18 protein-coding genes are annotated in these 19,307 nt (G+C 70.2%); 13 read left to right on the top strand and 5 right to left on the bottom strand.

Annotated features, from left to right (window positions below; translation table 11 throughout):
• Positions 1 to 2 precede the first annotated feature (2 nt).
• Genes ACZ7LV_RS27875 through ACZ7LV_RS27855 form a run of 5 tightly spaced genes read left to right on the top strand, consistent with a single transcriptional unit; the run spans position 3 to position 5,197 of the window.
• Complete coding sequence (locus ACZ7LV_RS27875) at positions 3 to 1,577, top strand: ABC transporter substrate-binding protein (protein ID WP_471943164.1); 1,575 nt, start codon at positions 3 to 5, stop codon at positions 1,575 to 1,577.
• Positions 1,574 to 2,563 carry an ABC transporter permease gene (locus ACZ7LV_RS27870; protein ID WP_471943162.1) on the top strand — a complete coding sequence of 330 codons (990 nt, stop codon included), beginning with the start codon at positions 1,574 to 1,576 and terminating at the stop codon, positions 2,561 to 2,563. The genes ACZ7LV_RS27875 and ACZ7LV_RS27870 overlap by 4 nt, the downstream gene beginning before the upstream one ends.
• Positions 2,560 to 3,474 (top strand): ABC transporter permease, encoded by a 915-nt coding sequence (locus tag ACZ7LV_RS27865; protein ID WP_471943160.1) that lies wholly within the window; start codon positions 2,560 to 2,562, stop codon positions 3,472 to 3,474. Before ACZ7LV_RS27870 ends, ACZ7LV_RS27865 begins: the two co-directional genes overlap by 4 nt.
• Complete coding sequence (locus tag ACZ7LV_RS27860; RefSeq protein WP_471943158.1) at positions 3,471 to 4,316, top strand: ATP-binding cassette domain-containing protein; 846 nt, start codon at positions 3,471 to 3,473, stop codon at positions 4,314 to 4,316. The genes ACZ7LV_RS27865 and ACZ7LV_RS27860 overlap by 4 nt, the downstream gene beginning before the upstream one ends.
• Positions 4,313 to 5,197 carry an ATP-binding cassette domain-containing protein gene (locus ACZ7LV_RS27855; RefSeq protein ID WP_471943156.1) on the top strand — a complete coding sequence of 295 codons (885 nt, stop codon included), beginning with the start codon at positions 4,313 to 4,315 and terminating at the stop codon, positions 5,195 to 5,197. The genes ACZ7LV_RS27860 and ACZ7LV_RS27855 overlap by 4 nt, the downstream gene beginning before the upstream one ends.
• A gap of 11 nt (positions 5,198 to 5,208) precedes the next feature.
• Here ACZ7LV_RS27855 and ACZ7LV_RS27850 read toward each other — a convergent pair whose 3' ends face one another.
• Complete coding sequence (locus ACZ7LV_RS27850) at positions 5,209 to 6,168, bottom strand: ROK family protein (RefSeq protein WP_471943154.1); 960 nt, start codon at positions 6,166 to 6,168, stop codon at positions 5,209 to 5,211.
• Between the two features lie 41 nt (positions 6,169 to 6,209).
• Here ACZ7LV_RS27850 and ACZ7LV_RS27845 point away from each other — a divergent pair, with 41 nt between their 5' ends.
• The 3 genes from ACZ7LV_RS27845 (at position 6,210) to ACZ7LV_RS27835 (ending at position 8,564) form a co-directional block, all read left to right on the top strand.
• A complete protein-coding gene (locus ACZ7LV_RS27845) occupies positions 6,210 to 6,974 on the top strand; it encodes a creatininase family protein (RefSeq protein ID WP_471943152.1) in 765 nt (254 codons plus the stop codon).
• Between the two features lie 70 nt (positions 6,975 to 7,044).
• A complete protein-coding gene (locus tag ACZ7LV_RS27840; RefSeq protein WP_471943150.1) occupies positions 7,045 to 8,172 on the top strand; it encodes a mandelate racemase/muconate lactonizing enzyme family protein in 1,128 nt (375 codons plus the stop codon).
• Positions 8,169 to 8,564 carry a RidA family protein gene (locus ACZ7LV_RS27835; protein WP_471943148.1) on the top strand — a complete coding sequence of 132 codons (396 nt, stop codon included), beginning with the start codon at positions 8,169 to 8,171 and terminating at the stop codon, positions 8,562 to 8,564. Before ACZ7LV_RS27840 ends, ACZ7LV_RS27835 begins: the two co-directional genes overlap by 4 nt.
• A gap of 141 nt (positions 8,565 to 8,705) precedes the next feature.
• Here ACZ7LV_RS27835 and ACZ7LV_RS27830 read toward each other — a convergent pair whose 3' ends face one another.
• Positions 8,706 to 10,232: a hypothetical protein gene (locus tag ACZ7LV_RS27830; protein WP_471943146.1), complete on the bottom strand. Its 1,527-nt coding sequence runs from the start codon at positions 10,230 to 10,232 to the stop codon at positions 8,706 to 8,708.
• 126 nt (positions 10,233 to 10,358) lie between these two features.
• Complete coding sequence (locus ACZ7LV_RS27825) at positions 10,359 to 11,051, bottom strand: NAD(P)-dependent oxidoreductase (RefSeq protein WP_471943144.1); 693 nt, start codon at positions 11,049 to 11,051, stop codon at positions 10,359 to 10,361.
• Positions 11,052 to 11,127: 76 nt separating this feature from the next.
• Here ACZ7LV_RS27825 and ACZ7LV_RS27820 point away from each other — a divergent pair, with 76 nt between their 5' ends.
• Complete coding sequence (locus ACZ7LV_RS27820; protein ID WP_471943143.1) at positions 11,128 to 11,757, top strand: TetR/AcrR family transcriptional regulator; 630 nt, start codon at positions 11,128 to 11,130, stop codon at positions 11,755 to 11,757.
• Here the strand turns inward: ACZ7LV_RS27820 and ACZ7LV_RS27815 are convergent.
• Positions 11,749 to 12,618 carry a PIG-L family deacetylase gene (locus tag ACZ7LV_RS27815; RefSeq protein ID WP_471943141.1) on the bottom strand — a complete coding sequence of 290 codons (870 nt, stop codon included), beginning with the start codon at positions 12,616 to 12,618 and terminating at the stop codon, positions 11,749 to 11,751. The genes ACZ7LV_RS27820 and ACZ7LV_RS27815 overlap by 9 nt on opposite strands.
• 1,379 nt (positions 12,619 to 13,997) lie before the next feature.
• Here ACZ7LV_RS27815 and ACZ7LV_RS27810 point away from each other — a divergent pair.
• Positions 13,998 to 14,279: a hypothetical protein gene (locus ACZ7LV_RS27810; protein WP_401669760.1), complete on the top strand. Its 282-nt coding sequence runs from the start codon at positions 13,998 to 14,000 to the stop codon at positions 14,277 to 14,279.
• A gap of 404 nt (positions 14,280 to 14,683) precedes the next feature.
• Positions 14,684 to 15,706: a DUF4331 family protein gene (locus tag ACZ7LV_RS27805; protein ID WP_471943139.1), complete on the top strand. Its 1,023-nt coding sequence runs from the start codon at positions 14,684 to 14,686 to the stop codon at positions 15,704 to 15,706.
• 40 nt (positions 15,707 to 15,746) lie between these two features.
• On the opposite strand, the gene ACZ7LV_RS27800 is transcribed toward ACZ7LV_RS27805, so the two are convergent.
• On the bottom strand, positions 15,747 to 17,354 hold the full coding sequence (locus ACZ7LV_RS27800; RefSeq protein WP_471943138.1) for a hypothetical protein: 1,608 nt from the start codon (positions 17,352 to 17,354) through the stop codon (positions 15,747 to 15,749).
• Positions 17,355 to 17,799: 445 nt separating this feature from the next.
• Between ACZ7LV_RS27800 and ACZ7LV_RS27795 the strand changes: the two genes are divergently transcribed.
• A complete protein-coding gene (locus tag ACZ7LV_RS27795) occupies positions 17,800 to 18,474 on the top strand; it encodes a nitroreductase (protein ID WP_471943224.1) in 675 nt (224 codons plus the stop codon).
• Positions 18,475 to 18,700: 226 nt separating this feature from the next.
• On the top strand, positions 18,701 to 19,183 hold the full coding sequence (locus ACZ7LV_RS27790) for a GNAT family N-acetyltransferase (RefSeq protein WP_471943136.1): 483 nt from the start codon (positions 18,701 to 18,703) through the stop codon (positions 19,181 to 19,183).
• Positions 19,184 to 19,307 lie beyond the last annotated feature (124 nt).

The raw sequence follows: 19,307 nt of genomic DNA, 5'->3' as shown, positions 1-19,307 counted from the left end.
CAGTGGAACGAATTCGCCAGGGGCGCACGGTGGACCGGAGTGATCCGACCCGGCGCGGCGTCCTGCGGACCGGTGGTCTGCTGCTCGGTGCGCTCACCGCTCCCGCGCTGCTGAGCGGTTGCGGCACCGCGGCGGCAGACGGCGCGGGAAACGTGCTGCGGGTCTCCCAGCCGGGGGACCCCAAGACGCTGGACCCGCACAAGCAGGGCGACATGGTGTCGATGAACGTCCTGATCAACATGTTCGACACACTCACCACGCGGGGCCGGGACAACCGACTGCATCCCCGTCTCGCCCTGTCGTGGAAAGCCACCGACGCGCGCACCTGGCGCTTCGCCATCCGTCCGGGCGTCACGTTCCACAACGGCGAGGTGTGCGACGCGCGGGCCGTGGCCTTCAGCATCAAGCGCCTGCTCGACCCCGCGACGCAGTCACCCATCGTCGAGTTGCGCTTCGTCGAGGACGTCACCGTCGTCGACCGGCTGACCGTCGACATGCACACCACGGTGCACGATCCGATCCTGCCCGCCAAGCTGTCCCTGTTCGGCGGTGTGGTCGTCCCGCCCCGCCGTCTGGCCGAGGTGGGCGACGACGGATTCGCCGAACACCCGGTGGGCACGGGGCCGTTCACCTTCGTCAGCTGGCAGCGCGACCACGAGTTGCGCATGCGGGCCCACCCCGGCCACTGGAACGGACGCCCGAGCATCGACGGCCTCGTCTTCAGCCCCGCCCCCAACGCCTCGTCCTCCCTGGCCGCTCTGCAGAGTGGTGGCGTCGACCTCGTCGCCGGGCTCACCCCCGACGCCGCTCAGCAACTCCAGGGCTACGCCGGGGTGAGGATCGACGGCCACACCGGCATCCGCACCTCGTATCTCTCGCTGAACACACTGGAGAAGGGCCCGCTCCAGGACCGCCGGGTGCGCCGAGCGCTCAACCACGCCGTCGACGTGCCGCTGCTGATCGAAGCGGTACTCGACGGCAAGGCGACCGAGACACCCGCGCTCGTCCCCCGCGGCGCCTTCGGATTCGACCCCTCCGTCAAGCCGTTCACCCGCTCGGTGAAGACCGCCCGCGCGCTGCTGGCGGAGGCCGGATACCCGAGCGGCTTCGAGACGACCCTCACGGCCTCCAACGTCGACTCCAATGTCGCGGAGGCCATCTCGGGGCTCCTGGCCCGCGCGGGAGTACGCGCGACGGTCAACCTCCTCGACCCCGGCACCTACTCCACCCGGCTCACCTCCGACAACCGCGGAGCCCTCGGTCCCATGTATCTGGCGGCCAGCACCGTCTGGACGCTGGACGGGCAGAGCATCGTCCAGTCGAACGTGCGCAGCGACCGACGCCAGAGCCGCTGGCACTCCGCCGAGGCGGACCGCCTCATCGACGCCGAAGAGCTCTCCGAGGACCCCGCCAGACGCGAGCAGGCGTTCTCCGACCTGCAGCGGCTGATGCGCGAGGAAGCGCCCTTCGTCTTCCTGTACCAGACGGACAACATCTACGCCCGCAACGAACGGCCCCGCTGGCAACCGGGATCCGCCGGTGTGCTGGCCATGGAGAGCGCGGAGGTCTCCCGATGAGCCTCACCCTCGACAAGCCGCCCGCGGCACCGGCGGTCCGTCCCCCGCGAAGCGGCGGCTCACGCGTGCCGCGCATGGTCCTCCACCGCCTCGCCACCGCCCTGCTCGTGCTGTTCTGCACCGCGACAGTTGCCTTCTTCCTCGTCCGGCTGTCCGGGGACCCGGTCAAGATCCTGCTGCCGCCCGACGCGACCGCCGCACAGGAGAGCACGCTACGGGCCTCGCTCGGCCTCGACAGGCCGCTGCTCATCCAGTACCTCGACTACCTGTGGGGGATCTGCCGCTTCGACTTCGGCGACTCGCTCGTCTACAACCAGCCCGTCGGCGAGATCCTCCTCGACCGACTGCCCGCCACCGTCGAACTGGCCGCCGCGGCACTGACGGTGACCCTCGTCGTCGCGATCCCCGCCGGCATCTTCGCCGCCATGCGGCGCGGCCGCGGCTCGGACCACACGGTGATGACCGGCGTTCTGATCGGCCAGTCCACGCCGCCCTTCTGGGTGGGCATCCTGCTCATCCTGGTCTTCGCGGTCTGGCTGCGGGCCCTGCCCGCCTCCGGGTACGGCACCTTCGCCCACCTGATACTCCCCGCGGTCACGCTCGCCGTCTACTCCGTCGCCGTCGTCGCCCGGCTGCTGCGGTCCTCACTCATCGACGTCCTGTCCTCCGACCACATCCGCACCGCCCGCGCCAAGGGCTTCGGACCGCTGAAAGTGGTCCTCACCCACGGCATGCGCAACGCCTCCCTGCCCGTGGTGACCGTGGTCGGCCTGGAGGTCGGCAACCTGCTCGGCGGAGCGATCCTCACCGAACGCGTCTTCTCCTGGCCGGGCGTCGGACAGCTCACCGTCGAGGCCATCTCCAACCGCGACTTCCCGCTCGTACAGGCCACCGTCCTGTTCTTCGCCGCCACCTTCGTCGTGGTGAACCTCCTCGTCGACCTCTCCTACAGCTTCCTCGACCCGAGGGTGAGGACGTCCCGATGACCGTCATGTCACCTGCCGCGACCGACAGGACGGCCGCACAGGCCCCGGCCGGCGACTCCCGCTCCGCCGTGCTGCGCTCCCTGCTGCGCAGCAAACCCGCCGTCGCCGCACTCGTCGTGCTGGCGCTCCTGCTCGCGGCGGCCGTGTTCGCCCCGCTCGTCGCGCCCTATGACCCCAACGCGCAGAACCTGCTGCTGCGCCTGCGCCCTCCCGCCTGGCAGGAGGGCGGAAGCACCGCCCACCTTCTCGGCACCGACCAGCTCGGCCGCGACCTGCTCTCACGGGTCGTCCACGGAGCGCGGGTCTCCCTGCTGGTCGGCGCCGGAGCAGCGCTGCTGGCCGGCGTGATCGGCACGATCGTGGGTCTGTCCTCCGGATACTTCGGCGGCTGGACCGACCGCACCCTGATGCGACTCGCCGACGTCCAGCTCGCCTTTCCCTCACTGCTCCTCGCCCTGGCGATCGTGGGCTTCGTCGGCTCCGGCCTGTGGATGGTGATCCTCGTCCTCGGCTTCACCGGCTGGGTCTCCTACGCCCGTGTGGTGCGGGCCGAGGTGATGTCGCTGCGCTCACGCGACTTCGTCACCGAGGCCCGGGCGATCGGGGTCACCGACGTCACGATCATGCGCCGACACCTGCTGCCCAACGTGCTGGCGCCGCTGGCCACCATCGGCACCCTGCACGTCGCCGCGGCCATCGTCGCCGAGGCGTCCCTCAGCTACCTGGGGCTGGGCGTGCCCAAGGAGACGGTCACCTGGGGCGGCATGCTCGCCGACGGCCAGCTCTACCTCGGGACCTCCTGGTGGGTCGCCGTCTTCCCCGGCATCGCCCTGATGCTCACCTCCCTCGCCATCAACATCACCGGCGACGCCCTGCGCGACGTCGCGGACCCGAAGGCCTACCGCCGATGACGACGAACCGACCGACCACCGCGCCGAGCCGCCGCCCGGCGCACGACGAACCGCTGCTCCAGATCAAGAACCTGCGCGTCGACTTCCGGCTGGAGACCTCCGTCGTGCACGCCGTCCAGGACGTCTCCTTCGACGTCCGCGCCGGTGAGACCCTCGCCGTGGTCGGCGAGTCGGGCAGCGGGAAGACCGCCACCGCGCTGTCCGTCCTGCGCCTCAACCCCAGCCCGCCGTGCGTCTACCCGGCAGGCGAGATCGTCTTCGGCGGACGAGACCTGCTCACGCTGTCCGAGAGGGAACTGGGACAGGTGCGGGGACGCGAGATCGCCATGGTCTTCCAGGACCCGATGACGTGCCTCGACCCGCTGCAGCGCGTCGGTTCCCAGGTCGCCGAGGTGCTCAGGCACCACACCGGCATGTCCCGTGCCGAGGCCAAGGAGGCCGCGCTGGCCGCGCTGGAGGAAGTAGGCATCCCCGACCCGGCCGCGCGCTACCGGCAGTACCCCCACGAACTCTCCGGCGGCCTGCGCCAGCGCGTGATGATCGCCGCCGCACTGGTCTCGCGGCCCCGGCTCCTCATCGCCGACGAACCGACGACCGCGCTCGACGTGACCGTCCAACGGCAGATCCTCGACCTGCTCGTCACCCTCCAACGCAGGCACGACATGGCGGTCCTGCTCATCACCCACGATCTCGCGGTGGTCGCCGAGACCGCCGACCGCGTCGTGGTCATGAACAAAGGCAAGGTCGTCGAAACGGGCGACGTCCTCGACGTCTTCGACCGTCCGGCCCACGACTACACCCGCGAACTGCTCGCCGCGACACCGCGATTGGAGGCGGCATGAGCACAAGTACAGGTACAGGTACAGGCGCCAGGACGCCCGCGACCGCCAAGGCCCTCCTGGAACTCGTCGGACTGCGCAAGGAGTTCGGCACCGGCGAGGTCCGCGTCGCCGTCGACGACGTGTCGCTGGAGGTCCACGAGGGCGAGACCCTGGCCCTCGTCGGCGAGTCCGGATGCGGCAAGACGACCCTGACCCGGCTGCTCCTGAATCTCGTCGAGCCCACCGCGGGCAGCGTGCGTTTCGACGGACGGGACCTCGCCGCGCTCACCGCGGCCGAGATGCGCGGCGTCCGCCGTCAGATGCAGGTCGTCCTGCAAGACCCGTACTCCAGCATGAACCCGCGCATGCGCATCGGCGACATCGTCGCCGAACCCCTCGTCACCCACGACCCCTCCGCCCGAGGGCGGCGCGCCAGGGCCCGCAACCGCGAGCGGGTCGGGGAACTGCTGGAGGCCGTCGGCCTGAGCGCCGGCATCCAGGACCGCTATCCGCACGAGTTCTCCGGCGGCCAGCGCCAGCGCGTCTCGATCGCGCGGGCCCTCGCTCTGCGACCGCGCCTGCTGGTGCTGGACGAACCGACCAGCGCCCTGGACGTCTCCGTGCAGGCCACGGTCCTGGACCTGCTCGCGGACCTTCAACAGCGCCTCGGGCTCACCTACGTCTTCGTCTCCCACAACCTCGCCGTCGTACGCCAGGTCGCCGACCGGGTCGCGGTCATGCGCCACGGACGCCTGGTCGAGGTCGGGGACGCCGCGACGGTGTTCCGCACCCCCGAACACCCCTACACACGGCAACTGCTGGACGCGGTGCCGGACCTCGACCCGCGACGAGGCCGCCGCGCCGCCGAGCGGCTGCCCGCAGCGAGTGAAGAGAGCCGATGACCGACCGCGCGCTACCCGTGCGACAGCACCAGCCCGGCACCACCGAGGAGCGCGACATCGTCGACCGCGGCCTCACTGACCAGCACCCGCGGCTGCTCGGCACCCGAGAACGCGACAGCCGCCCGCAGCCGCTCCTCGACCACCGTACGGAATCGCTCGCCGCCCTCACGCGCCTCGCCGTGCAGGATGAACAGCCCCGGAGCGAACAACTGCTGGACGTTCACCAGCCCCAGCGCGAGGTTGCGCGCGTACTCCTCGACCACCCGGCCGGCAGGCCCGTCCCCTTCGCGTACCAGCGAGGCGAGCGAGACGCCGTCCCCGACACCCGCGGCACGTGCCCGCGCGCGCAGCCAGCCTGTGGTGGCGAGCGTCTTCCAACAGCCACGGTTGCCGCAGGTGCAGCGCTCACCGCCCGCCGAAACGGTCATGTGGGCACCGCTGCGGCCACCTGGCGGCGCCATCACGTCGCCGTCGTAGAGGACCCCCACACCGAGGACCTCACCGGTGGAGACCGAGGCGAAGGTCCGCCGCCCCCGGCCCGCACCGAACCAGCGGTCGCCCAGCACCTGCAGGCGCGCCCGGTGCTCGACCCGCACGGGCACGCCGGTGAGCGCGCCGAGCCGCTCCGCCACGGGATACCCGTGCAGCGCGGGGACGTCGTTGACCTCACGGATCAGACCCGTCAGCGGGTCGACCAGCCCGGCGGCGGCCACCCCTATGCCCCTGAGGTCCTGACCGTCGAAGACCGTGGCCGCCTCGCCGAGGGCGGTGTCGATGTCGGCCGGGGTCGCGCCCGACGCGTCGTACGCGGTCTCGACACGTTCCAGGATCCGGCCCGCCCCCGACAGCACCGCCGCCCTGATGCGACCCGGCACCAGTTCGACGGCCCCCAGCGTCTGCGGCGCACGGGGAGCTGCCGGTTGCGTGTCGGCCGCGGTGACCAGTCGCAACGGAGAACGTTTGTGGACCATGCGCCGACTCTGCCATGGGCCCGATTCGGAGAGGTAGCACCGTGAGCCAATCGAGACTCAGCGAACTGACCTGCCACGAAGTACGGCGGGCCGGTGCGCACGGCATCGCCCTGCTGCCCATCGGATCGCAGGAGCAGCACGCCACACACCTCCCGATGGGTACCGACACCTACCTCGTCGAGGAGGTCGTCGACCGGGCGCTGCACCTGCTCGGCCAGGAGGCATCCGCGCCCAAGGTGGTGCGGCTGCCCGCGCTGCCCTACGGGCACAGTCCGCACCATCTGTTCGCCGCCGCCGTCTCGCTGTCCGCGGCCACCCTCGGCGCGGTGCTGGACGAGATCCTGGACTCCCTCGTCACCAGCGGCTACCGCCGTGTCATGGTCGTGAACGGGCACGGCGGCAACGACGAGATCATGCGGCTGGCGGTGAAGCGGTTCGCGCTGCGTTCCGAGGTCACCGTCGCGGCCTGCTCCTACTGGAACCTCACCACGGGCCAGGACGACCCCGGCCGACCCGAGGTCACCCCCGGCCACGCCGGATGGTTCGAGACGTCCCTGATGCTGGCGGCCCACCCCGGCCTGGTGCGCACACCGGTCCCGGCGCGCGCCCCCGTCGAACCGCCGCCCCTGTTCGACCGTCCGCCCCACCCCGGCCTGACCGTGGAGCGACACGGGGAGTGGGCCCGGGTCGGCGGCGCCACGGACGACCCCTCCGGCGCCGACCGCGTCCCCGGAGAACAACTGCTTCAGGACCGGGCACGTGGACTGGCCCACGCCGTCGCGGCCTTCGACGCGGCCACGCGCTGACACCGGTCGTCGTCCCGCGCGCCACGGACGCCGCGCGGGCCGCCGCCCCCGCCCCTTGCAAGGAGAGAGAATGAAGATCACCGATGTCGACGTGTGGGTCGTCAACCTCCCACTGATCAATCCCTTCACCAGTTCCTTCGAGACCAAGACGGGGGAGACCCGCACCGTGGTGCGCGTCCGCACCGACGAGGGCGTCGAGGGCTGGGGCGAGACGATGTGGGGCAGCCCGGTGGCCGCGATCGTGCGGTCGATGGCCCCGGACCTGATCGGGACCAGCCCGTTCGCACTGGAGAGCTTCCACCGCAAGCAGCACATGGTGCCGTTCTTCTACGGCTACCTCGGCTACGCCGCGATCGCGGCCGTCGACGTCGCCTGCTGGGACGCGATGGGCAAGGCCACCGGGCAGTCCGTCACCGACCTGCTGGGGGGCTCCGTCCGCGACGAGGTGCCGATCACCGCACTGATCACCCGGGCCGACGCACCGGGCGCCGAGCGGGCCGACCTGCCGGCGGCCCTGGCGGAGCACGCCGTGCGGGTGGTGGGCGACGGCGGATTCCAGGCCGTCAAGCTCAAGGGAACCCGCGACGCCGAGGGCGACGTCGCCATCCTGCGCGCGGTGCGCGAGGCACTGCCCGAGGTGAACCTGCGCGTCGACCCCAACGCGGCCTGGTCCGTACCGGACTCGGTGCGTGCCGGCATCGCGCTGGAGGAACTCGACCTGGAGTACCTGGAGGACCCGTGTGGCGGCATCGAGGGCATGAGCCAGGTGAAGGCCAAGGTCCGCATCCCGCTGTGCACCAACATGTGCGTCGTCCGCTTCGAGGACTTCGCGCCCGCCATGCGGCTGAACGCCGTCGACGTCATCCACGGTGACGTCTACAAGTGGGGCGGCATCGCGGCGACCAAGGCCCTCGCGGCACACTGCGAAACCTTCGGCCTCGGCATGAACCTGCACAGCGGCGGCGAACTCGGCATCGCGACCGCCGCGCACCTCGCCGTCGTCTCCAGCACGCCGGTGCTCTCCCGGGCGATCGACAGCATGTACTACCTGCACGCCGACGACATCATCGAGCCGCTGCATCTGGAGAACGGCAGGCTGCGTGTGCCGACCGGCCCCGGCCTCGGTGTCACCGTGGACGAGGACAAGTTGCGGCACTACGCCGCCGTCAACGAGCGAGAAGGCGACCTGACCGGATGAACGAGCCGACGGTCAAGCAGCCGGTCCACACCCCCTCCGCCCCAGGCCCCGCAGGGGCCTACTCCCAAGGGGTGGTGGCAGGCGGATTCCTCTGGACGGCGGGCTTCGGCCCCCAGGACCCGGCCACCGGTGAGACCCCGGAGGGCGTCGCGGCGCAGACCACCCAGGTACTGCGCAACATCGGCGCCGTGCTCGCCGCACACGGACTGACGATGCGGGACGTCGTCAAGGTCACCGCGCACCTGCAACACCTGCAACGGGACTTCCGGGAGTACGACGCCGCCTACCGCACCTTCTTCGACGTGCCGTACCCCGTCCGCACCACCGTCGGCTCGGACCTGATGAACATCCTCGTCGAGATCGACGTGGTAGCCACCCTGCCCACCCCCTGACGCCGACCTGCTCCGTTGCCCACGCCGACCACGGGGCAGAAACCTGTCCCTTGCGGGGCACTGCGGCCGATCGGCAGTGCCCCCACCGGTCCATCAAGGCGACAGAGCACCGACCGCGAAGGGCGAACAGCGGCGAGGTCCTCACGCCCTGGGCACCAGGTCCGACATCGCGGACGGCGGAAGCGACGGGTTGGCGGCTGCGGCTTCCACCACTCGCCAATCGCTGTCGGTGAGCAGCTTCGAGAGGGCCGAGGGAGGCAGCGCCGGATGGCTCGAGGCTACGCGCCGTGCCTTGGTGTCCGCCAGGCAGGCGAGCAGCGCCGGGGCTGTCGCGTTGCGATGCCTGGCTACCTCGCGGAAGGACTTCTGCACCGATGGTTCGTGCCGGGTCAAGTCCTCCAGCAAGGCCCCGCTGGCGCCCGGGTTGGCCGCCACCTTGGCGACGACCCGGACTCCGTGCCGTTCGACCATGGCGCGCAACTGTGCTTCGGAGAGGCCCGGATGCGTGGCGATGGACTTGACGACTTTCGCGTCGGGGTCGGTGGCCAGCGCGTCGCGGATCTCGTTCGGGAGATCGCGTCGCTGGGCCAGGAGCATCCGTAGGGTCGGGTTCGGGGAATGAGCCAGATCTTCAACCTCGGCGGCAGTCGCCGCTGCTAGCCGAGGCAGCAGAGCGGCGCCGATCTTGGTGGCGCCGGCCAGGTCACGGAGCACGTCGAGTGGCACGCGCGGGTTGTGCGCGAGCCTGCGCCGCACATCGTGACCGCGGTCGTCGGCCAGAACCGACATGAGGGCGTCGTCGATCGCCGGATTCTCGGCAAGGGTGGCTCGGACACCGGGAACTGGGTCCGCGGCGAGTCGCCGGCACACCTCCGAGGGAAGATCCGGGCGGGCAGCGAGTGCCGAACGCAGAAGAACGGAAGAATGGTCGACGAAGCCCGAGGCGGCCTCCGTGGGCGTCGCCCCATTCCGTAGTGCCGCCTGTTGCATGTCGTGGACGGTGGACTCATGGGAGCCATCGCAGGCCGCTCCCGGCAGGAGATCGCAGTTCGGCCGTGGGCAATCCGGATCGTGTACGAACGGCGTTTCTTCGCGGTCGCAGACCAGACACCACCGCGCGGGAGGCAACCCCATGCCGGTGATCAGTGCCTTCAGGATCACCGGAGGTGTCGCCTCGTTGGCCGCCACCGCGCGGCGGACCTCGGCGTGAGGATGCTCCGCGAGCCTGCCGGCCACTTCCGGCGTGGCCCACCACGCGAGTTCTGTGACCACTCGCACGTCTGGGTCCGCCGCGAGTGTCTCCACCACATCGGACGGGAGGCCGGGGCAGGCAGCCAGTTTCTCCCGTCGCCCAACGACCGGGTCTGTGGCGAACAGGCGCGCCCACTCCGGGCTGCCACCACCCTCGTCCAACAGTGCGAGGGCCGCATGAGGTTGTGTCATCGGGTCGATGTCAGCGGCCTTCAACCTGCCCTCGTGGACGAGCCGTACAGCGCTCTCCTCGTCGCGCGAGGCCAACGCCACCGCCTGCGCATGGCTGAGGTGCGGGCGACCAGCGAGGTGCTCAGCGATCTCGGCGTCCGCGACCGCGATCAGCCGGTCGACCAACCCCGACGGCAGTGCCGTGTTGGCAGCGAGCCCGCACAGTATGTGGTGGACGTTGTTCACGGAGAACATCCTGTCCGGGCCACGGCTCGGAAGCTCCTGGATTTGCCGCTCCTTGCTTCCTGAGGGGGGTGGGCGGAGGGAATCAGCGCCGGTCAGAGTAGGTCGCGCGCGATGCTTGGCCAGGGCTCATTTCTTCTTCACGCCCTCGTTCCAGATCAGCTTGGCGATGCTCGGCTTCACTGCCGTAGTGATGACGCCCATGGCCGTCCGGACGTACCGCCGCTCCTTCAGCTCGAGCAGCATGCTCGCGGCGAGGTCGGCGCGGGCGGTGAAGACGCCGTCCGCGCTGTTCTCGGCGGTGTGGAAGTCCGTGACCGCCGGATGCTCGAAGAGGCCCGAAGGCCGGACCAGGGTCCAGTCGAGGTCCGACCGGCGAATGACGGCTTCCATGCGGCGCATGTCCTCGTGAAGGGTGCGGCCGAGGCGTCGATTCACCAACGGGTCGAGCACATGGTTGAAGAAGTGCGCGCCGGTGGGACGCCAGTTCGGGTCGGCGATGCTGGAACTGACGGCCAGCAGCCGCTTGATGCCATGGCGCGCCATGGCCCCGGTGATGACGGTCGCGCTCGCCGAGTACGTGCTGACGGTCTCTTTGCTGAAGCGCGCGCCCAGTGCCGACAGGACGGCCTCGGTCCCGTCGACGGCGGCGTCGACGGCCGCCGCGTCGGTGGCATCGGCGACGGCCACGGTGAGCCCGGGCCGCCGGGTGAGTGAGCCGGGGCGGCGGGTCACCGCGACGACCTCGTGTCCGCCGGCGAGAGCCTGGTCGGTGAGGTGACGGCCGGTCGGCCCGTTCGCGCCGAAGACTGCGATTCGCATGGTGTCGGGCAATCCCTTCGTACGGATCTCGGAACGCCCTTGACGGTGCCGGTCACGAAACGCACGCTCAATGCTGATGAATATCGCCGTCGCCGCGCCTGCCCGCACCCGTGGCCGCCCTCGCGGCAACCCGCCGACCCGCGAGTCGCTCGTCATCGCGGCCCGCGCGCTGTTCCTGGAGCGCGGCTACAAGCGCACCACCGTCCGCGCGGTGGCCGGGGCCGCCGGGGTCGACCCGGCGCTGATCGCCTACCACTTCGGCTCGAAGAAAGGCCTGTTCGCGGACGTGATGCGAGTCCAGTGCGCCCACGCGCTGGCGGCGGACGACGTCCTGGGCGGCGACCCGGCCACCCTCCCCGGCCGACTGATCGACGCGGTGACGGGCCTGTGGGAGGACGCCGACTTCCGTGAGCTCACCGCCCAGGGCGACGAGGCCGCCGACGTCATACGGGAATACCTCGAACGCGAGCTGCTGGCCCGGCTCGGTGAATTTCTCGGCGGCCGGGACGCGACCGCACGCGCCACGGCCGCAGTGACCATCCTCGGCGGACTGATCTACACGCGCTACCTCAATCCCCTCCCCACGCCCGCCGCCCTCACCCCGTCCGAGGTCCGCCGCGTCCTCACCCCTGCGCTGCGCGCGGCACTGGCCCCGCGCCCGCCCCGGCACCGCTCCGGGAGGCCCGGCGGGGGCGGGTCAGCGTAGCCCGGCGAAGAGGTCGTTCTCGGGTGTGGCTGCTCCGGTGGTGTCCTGGACTCGCAGGAAGGTTTCGACGCCCATGAGTTCGGCGAACCGCTCCTGACCCATTCTGAGGAAGAAGATGTTGTCACCCTGACTGGCGTGTGCGGCGAGCGCGTCGAGTTTCTGGCCGGCGAACGCGGTGGTGTCGACCCAGGTGGTGATCTCCTCGTCGGGGAGTCCGATCTCGACTGCCGCGGTGTCCGCGGCCGTCGCAGTGTCATCGACGGCCCCGGCGGTCGGCGTCGCGTCCGACGCCGGCTCGTCCGTGCCGAACTCGCGTATGGCCTGCTCGAAGCGCCGCATCATGGAGTGGGGTGCCGTCGTCCAGTACACCTTGGGTGTCAACGTCGTCATGCCGAGCGCCGCCATGGTGATGCGGTGGGTCTGGATGTGGTCCGGATGACCGTAGAAGCCGTTCTCGTCGTAGGTGACGACGACATCCGGCTGGTAGCGGTGCAGGAGTTCTGCCAGTCGGGCGGCGCCCTCCTCCACGGGGGTCCGCCAGAAGGATCCGGGGGCGTCATTGGTCGGCCAGCCCATCATCCCGGAGTCGGCGTAGTCCAGGGTCTCCAGGTGGCTGACGTTCAGGATTTCGCAGCTCGCCTTGAGTTCCTGACGTCGTATCAGGGCGACAGCCGCCGGATCGTGCCCGGGATCGCCTGGCTTGACCCCGCCTGGCCCGTCTCCACAGCCGCCGTCGGTGCACGTCACCAGGACCGTGCGGATGCCCTCGGCCGCGTATTGGGCGAGGACCCCTCCTGTGCCGGTGGCCTCGTCGTCGGGATGGGCGTGCACCGCCATGAGCGTCAAGGGCCGGTCATTCATGAAGCAGTCTCCTGTGAGAAAGGGCGTCGTACCGGGTTTGCAACGAGTGCCTGAGTGGTCCGGTCCCCAGTATCGATTGCCGCACGACCTGACGTATCAGAGGCCCCCAGGTCGACCGGATCGCCCACGTCTTCCGTCGGTCAGCCCGCTGGCGCAGACGAAACGGCCTGGAGGGAGGCGTCGTGGTACTTGCGCAGCCGCGGGAGCGCACGGCAGGCAGCCCGACCAGGGGGTCGTCGAAGGCGCGGCGGTCGGGTGTCAGCAAGTACCAGGGCCGCGGCGGCAGGGGGTAATCGTCGCGAAGGACCCCTTCTGGGAGGCTCCGGATGGGCAAGGTACGCCCAGACCCCGCTGTCGAGCGGCACCACGGGCCCTTCAAAGCCTGGCTCGCGCCAGGGCGCCCCCGTGAGGGGATGACGCGGGACCAGGAGGATGTCAGGACGAGGCCGTGGTGACCGGCCGGCCCTACGGACCTGGCTCCCGGGCCGGGCCGCCTCCCAGCGCCGGCTCCACGACCCGTCGGGCTCGACGGGTGGGACGCGATGCTCCGCGTGTTCCAGATCGTCCCAGTCCGGAGGAGGAGCGGCCGGGAGCCCAGAAGGGCGGCGTGTGACCGCGTCGGGTTCGAGCCACACCGTCTGCCACGTTCCGCAGTCGTCCATGCGCGTGGCAACAGCCCTCCCGCACCCCTGGCACGCCAGGTCGGGTCCGTCCCGACCGTCCACACCCCGGCAGTAGCCGTCGCACTTCTCGGGGATCAGGCGCATGGACCGGGAGTCGCCGGGAGCGAGGACGATCCTGTTCCGCGCGCCGAACAAGCTCCTCCTCGGCCCGGTTCACCGGGATCTTGCCTCGCGGAGGGGTGCGTGCTGTTCCTACGCCGCCCCGGCGGATGCCCGCGCCGGTCCGGGCCGCCGGTGCACCACCGGAGACCGGCGGGCGGATATCTCGGACAGCGGATGCGCTCATTGCTGCCCTTTGTTTGTCGGCCGCTCCGAATGCGCCCGTTTATCGAAGTTTGAAAACGCGGGACGGTTTACGGAGAAGCCCATTGGACTGTGCCAACGGCATACCATATCTGGTCAATCTGCCATGCGTGAAAGAGGTGCCCGGTTGACCGTGTCTGACGGTTTCACGCCCTTTCGTGCGCGCCCCCCGATCGGCTGACTGCCTCTCGTATCCGCAGAGTCTCAGCCGTACCGCATTGCACGACAAGCAGTCGCACCTGAGGTCCTTTAAGCGGCCGGTTTCCTACGGGATAACCGGTCGGGCGGACCTCTTCCGCTCCACCCCTATTTCTCGGTGCCGGTGGATTCCCCTACCTTACGGATTAATCCCGAAGGTCCTCTTCCGGGATTTCCGCTCACCTAGGAGGAACAATGAGGCGTCCCCTTCGTGCTCGACTGGCCGCGGCGGCCGTCGCCGCGGTGGCGATCGGTGGCATGACCGTCGTGGCCGCGCCCGCGGCGCAGGCCACGCCCAGCGACTGCACGGCCTACCTGGCCGCTCTGGGCTTCTCCAGCACCGACACCAACCTCGCCTGCACGGTCGGTGGTTCCGGCCTGCCGGCCGACCGGCTCCTGTGCCGCGTTCTCCTCATGAACGTGTCGTCCGTCCCGCCGCTCATCGCCGACAACGCCTGCCGCCTCGCGGCGGCCTAAGCACCACCGCACCACCGCATCACTGCACCACCAGAACACCTGGGAGGAATTGACCGGAGAGTCTTCCTCCCAGGTCGTTCGCGTGCGCCCGGAGAACCGGCCGCACGTTCGAGCGCGCACGTCGAAGGCGTGCGGAAGGAAAGAAACCCCCGCATGCCCCCGGCGCGCTCCCATAATGCGCCGGGGGCCACTGCTTTTGAAAGGACGCATTTCAGGGACAGTTCTCGGTGGCTTCCGTTTCCGTTCCGTCCTGGATGCGAAAGAACGCAACGAGTGCCCCCGCGCCCCCGCCACTGCCGACATGCGGACTCCTCCCTGTCGAACTAGCATTTGAGAGTGGGAGCGGGTAAATCTCGCGCTCCGGCGTCTGCCCTGATCGACATCGCACACCAAACGGACCTCTCATGTCCCATCATCTCGACACCCCCCTCGCGGCTCAGAGCGGCCAGCTGTTCATCGACGACCTGTACGTCTTTCCTGGCGAGAACAGCACCGTCTTCGTCGTCGACGTCAACTCGAACATCACCGGCGCCTACGCCGAACCGGGCTTCCACCCCGAGGCGCGCTACGAGTTCAAAGCACACTTCGACGGCGCCGAGTTCGAGTCCCTGACCTACCGGCTCTCCTTCGCCGAACCCGACGCCGACGGTCGTCAGCCCCTCCGCCTGCACATGCTGACCGGAGAAGAGGCGCGTGAGGACGCCGCCGACGGCGAAGTGCTGCTGGAAGGACGCACCGGCGAGACGGCCGAGGCCGACTCCACCCGAGTCTGGGCGGGGCGTGTCGCCGACCCGTTCTACATCGACCTGTCGCTGCTGGCGGTCGTCAATGGCGCAGTTGCCACAGGGGCCGCTGCGGACCTGTCGGCCTGGCACCCGCAGGAAGCCCAGAACAGCTTTGCCGGCACCACCGTCGAGACGATCGTGCTGGAGGTCTCCCACGAGCACGCGCAGTTGCGGCCAGGGGCCCGTGCCGGGGTGTGGTGCGCCACCAAACTGGCCACGGACGCCGGCGGGTGGCGGCAGATCAACCGCGCGGGACACCCGATGATGTGGCCGATCTTCTGGCCCGACGACACGGACTTCTCCAACCCCGCCAACACCCGGCATCCCTCCGAGGACGCGGCGGCCGACGGTCGGCTCATCGCGGAGCAGGTCGCCGCCGTCGTGGCGGCCACCGGGACCTCGGCCGACCCCTCCGGCTACGGCCGGACCGTGGCCCGGCAGCTGCTTCCCGACGTCCTGCCCTACGAGATCGGAACCCCTGCCAGCTTCGGTTTCGCCACCCGCAACGGCCGTACCCACGCCGACAACGCACCCGAAGCGATGCTGTCCCTGGTGACCAACACGGGCGTGCCCTCCGGACTCACCCCCGCGGTCGCCGACGACCAGCGGACCGACGTCTTCCCCTACGTGGTCCCCGCCTGAACCTGGGGGAGCTCGCGAGCCCGCCCGACGCCCGACCAGCTCAGACGGACGACGGCAAACCCCCGCTGACCGCGCAGTCCAGGATCCGCCCGTCCACCGTCCCCACGACCAGCCGCTGTCGGTCCGCCCGGTACGACGCGGACACCGGCGTGACCGGGTGGCCGTGGGCGCGCAGGGTGTGGCGGGCTCGCACCTCGCCCGTCGCCGTGTCGAGGACCTCCACCTCACCGGTGAGGTACACGACGTACAGCCTCCGCTCGTCGCCGTCGAGATCGGCGAGCGGCTTGTCGGTGCCGTACACCCAGCGTGCCTCTCCGTCCGGCAGCCGACGGCTGACGACGTAGGTGCCCTCACGGGCGTCCTGGTAGGTGGCGCCCTGCTCGTACGCGCGGCCCGCGTGGATGAGCGTGTGTGTCAGCTCGACGGCGGGGCCGTACGAGGGCCGGATCGGGGACTCCGGGTCCCAGCGCAACGGGAAGAGGGGGCGTGCGGCGGCGGGGCCGTGGGCGCCGGGAGGATCGATGACGTGGATCCACGGCGCGTCGTCGCCCGGGCCGGGGCCGTCCACGTACAGCAGACGGGCGCTGTGTCTGACGCGCGGTGCCGGGACGTTGGAGTGGCTGGTGGCGATGTCGAGACGTGCCGCCTCACGGTGCGTGGGGGAGAGGAGCACCGCGGCGTGTGTGCCGGTCCCTTGCGGGCGCAGGGCGAGCCAGCCTTCTTCCGTCGCGCACAGGGAAGGGGCGGCCGGCACGTCCACGGAGTCCACCCCACGGCCGTCCGCCGTCGCTATCCGCCGAACAGTGGTGGCGCGGTCGATGAGGCGACCCGCTTCCTCGTCGCGCCGGTAACCCCGGTACGTCACCCACGCCGACATGTCGTCAGGGGCCGCCTCGACCCGGACGCTTCCCTCCCCGTCCGCAGGAAGAGCCCACGTCAGGGCGCCCGAGGGATCCCAGCACTCGAGGTCCGTGTGCCGGCCGGTGGCGAGCACCCGGCCGTCGGCCAGCACCGCCAGGTCCCGCACTTCCGCCCGCCGCCGCCACCGTCCCTCCGTCAGCCGCGCGAGCGTGTCCTCCACGCGCGGGTCGTACAGGAGCCCGCTCTCGACCATCGGATGGCGTGCGTGGTCGGGGTCGACCAGACCGGCCGGAGCGGACAGCCAGTCGTCCGCCTCGACGGCCCACTCGAACCCCTTGCGGAAGCCGCCGTCCTTGTCCTCGGGGGACAGCATCATCGCGAGCCTGCCGTCCTCCAGCCAGCGCAGATGGCGCACTTGGCGGCTCTTGCTCAGCAGGTTCGTCACGCGCCCGGTCTCCAGGTGCAGCAGGAGCAGCTGTCCCTCGAAGTCCCACGTGCCGTCGTAGCGGCCGGTGCCGACGGCGACGAGCGGCAGCTCGGGGTGCGGCTCGATGGCACACACGGAGTAGCGGGAAACGACGACGTGGCGCGGACGGAGCGTGCCGGCGTCGTACACGCCGATCCGGTGACTGAGCCAGTGGCCCGTCCCCCGCCACATGACGTGTCCGAGGTCACCGGCCGCGACGACACAGTCGTGACGCGCGTCGGACACCGCCCACACGGGCCGGCCGATCTCGGCGAACGGCTGGTCCCCGAGTATGCGGCGGACGGTCAGCTGATCCGGCACCACGATCTCCCCCACCCCAGGTGGCGCACAGTCTGCCAGTCACGGCGCTCCCGCCGCAGCCCTGCAACCCGCCCTAAAACGTGCCTTCGCAGACGCGATCGCCCAGGCCAGGGAAATCGCAGCGAAGTCGGTCATGAAGGGATCATGAGGTCGTATATCGGAGCGCCGATCGGGAAGGGCTCCGCCGGCGCCAACTCCTCGGCGCAGGTGTGGGGAACCGGCAGGCGGCGACTCGCCGCAGATCGCTGTGTAGTGCGGGTGTTGCTCCTTCGTGCCTGGTGGCAGGCGGCCGTGAGAGTGCGTCCCGGAGCGTCTCTTGACGCGACGTCAGCGCCGGGGCCGAGGGCTGGTGGGCCCAACTGGCAAAGTTGCAGACGGAATCGTATCGAGTGATACGGTTGCAGTTGTAACGATGATCGTGCTACTCGAGCAGGAGATGTTGTTCGTGGATGTCTATGAGGCGGTCGCTAGTCGACGGGCGGTACGCAGCTTCACCGATCGTCCCGTCTCCAGACAGGTGCTGGAACGCGTGATGTCGACCGCGGCGTGGGCCCCCTCCGCGTCGAACCTCCAGCCGTGGAACGCCTACGTGCTCACCGGCAGCCCCCTGGAGGAACTCAAGAAGCGTGCGGGGGAGCGGCTGGCTGCCGGCGACGAATGGGACGAACCCGAGTACGAGCAGTACCCGTCGGAACTCAAGTCGCCTTACGCCGAGCGTCGATCGGCCTTCGGCAAGCAGCGCTACGGTGCGCTCGGCATCCGTCGCGAGGATCTCGAAGCGCGCCAGAGGGCCGCATCGGCGAACTGGGAGTGCTTCGGTGCTCCCGCCGCACTGTTCTGCTACATCGACCGCACCCTCGGGCGACCGCAGTGGTCCGACGTCGGCATGTTCCTGCAAAGCGTGATGCTGTTGCTGCGCGGTGAAGGACTGCACAGTTGTGCGCAGATGGCGTGGGCGAAGTTCCACAAGACCGTCGCAGAGGTCGTGTCCCCGCCCGACGACCAGATGCTCTTCTGCGGCATGTCGATCGGGTTCGAGGAGCCGACAGCACGCGACCCGCGAACGGGCCGCGCGGAACTCACGGAAACGGTCACCTTCCTCGACGACACGTCAGGCTGAGGCAGTGGTCAGGGCACGCGCCGGCGCCGCCGGCGCGTGCCCGTGCCATGTCCGTGTGAGGCCCTTCACAAGCTCACGGATGTGGCGCTGCCGGCCGCTATGATGCGGGCCATGGAATGTTTTGCCGCCGCGCGTACCCGCCTCTGAGGGACCCGCTCACCGCCGACTGACGGACTGAGCGGGCCGGTCATGCCCTGTTCTCCCTCAGCCTGAAAGGCACACTTCCATGCCCATTCGCGCGTTCGTCCCGGACGACCTTGCGACCCTCATCGCACTGACCACCGAGACGTTCCGGCCCTTCTACGAGGACTCCTTCCGGCCTCTGGTGGGTGACGTCGTCTTCGCCGGCCTGCACGACGACTGGCGCGGCGACTACCGCAAGCAGATCACCGAACTCCATGCCCCCGAGCGGCACGCCTACGTCGCGGTCGCCGAATCCGACGAAGGCATCGTCGGCTACGTGGCGTGGAGCGTCGAACCGACCCGCGGAACCGGCAGCGTCACGCACCTCGCCGTCGCCGCCGGACACCGCCAGCACGGCCTCGGTACGGAACTCTGCGAGCACGCCTTCGCGCAGATGCGGACGCTCGGAGCCCGGTCCGTCGAGATCGGGACCGGCGGGGACGCCTTCCACGCGCCCGCCCGAGCACTGTACGAGAGTCTCGGCTGCACCCCGTTCCCGGTGACCTACTACTACCGGGAGCTCTGACCCGGCACGGGGCCCCGATCCGAAACCGCCGCGGGGGATGGAGATTCGCCCCCCCTCCCCCCGGCGGGGGGGGGGCCCCCCCCCATCCCCCGCCGGACTCCATCAGCGGCTTCTTCTAAACGGT

Source organism: Streptomyces sp. NPDC107562 (assembly GCF_055657325.1).
Note: the sequence above shows the minus strand (reverse complement) of the source record. Positions and strands in the feature narration are given on the sequence as shown.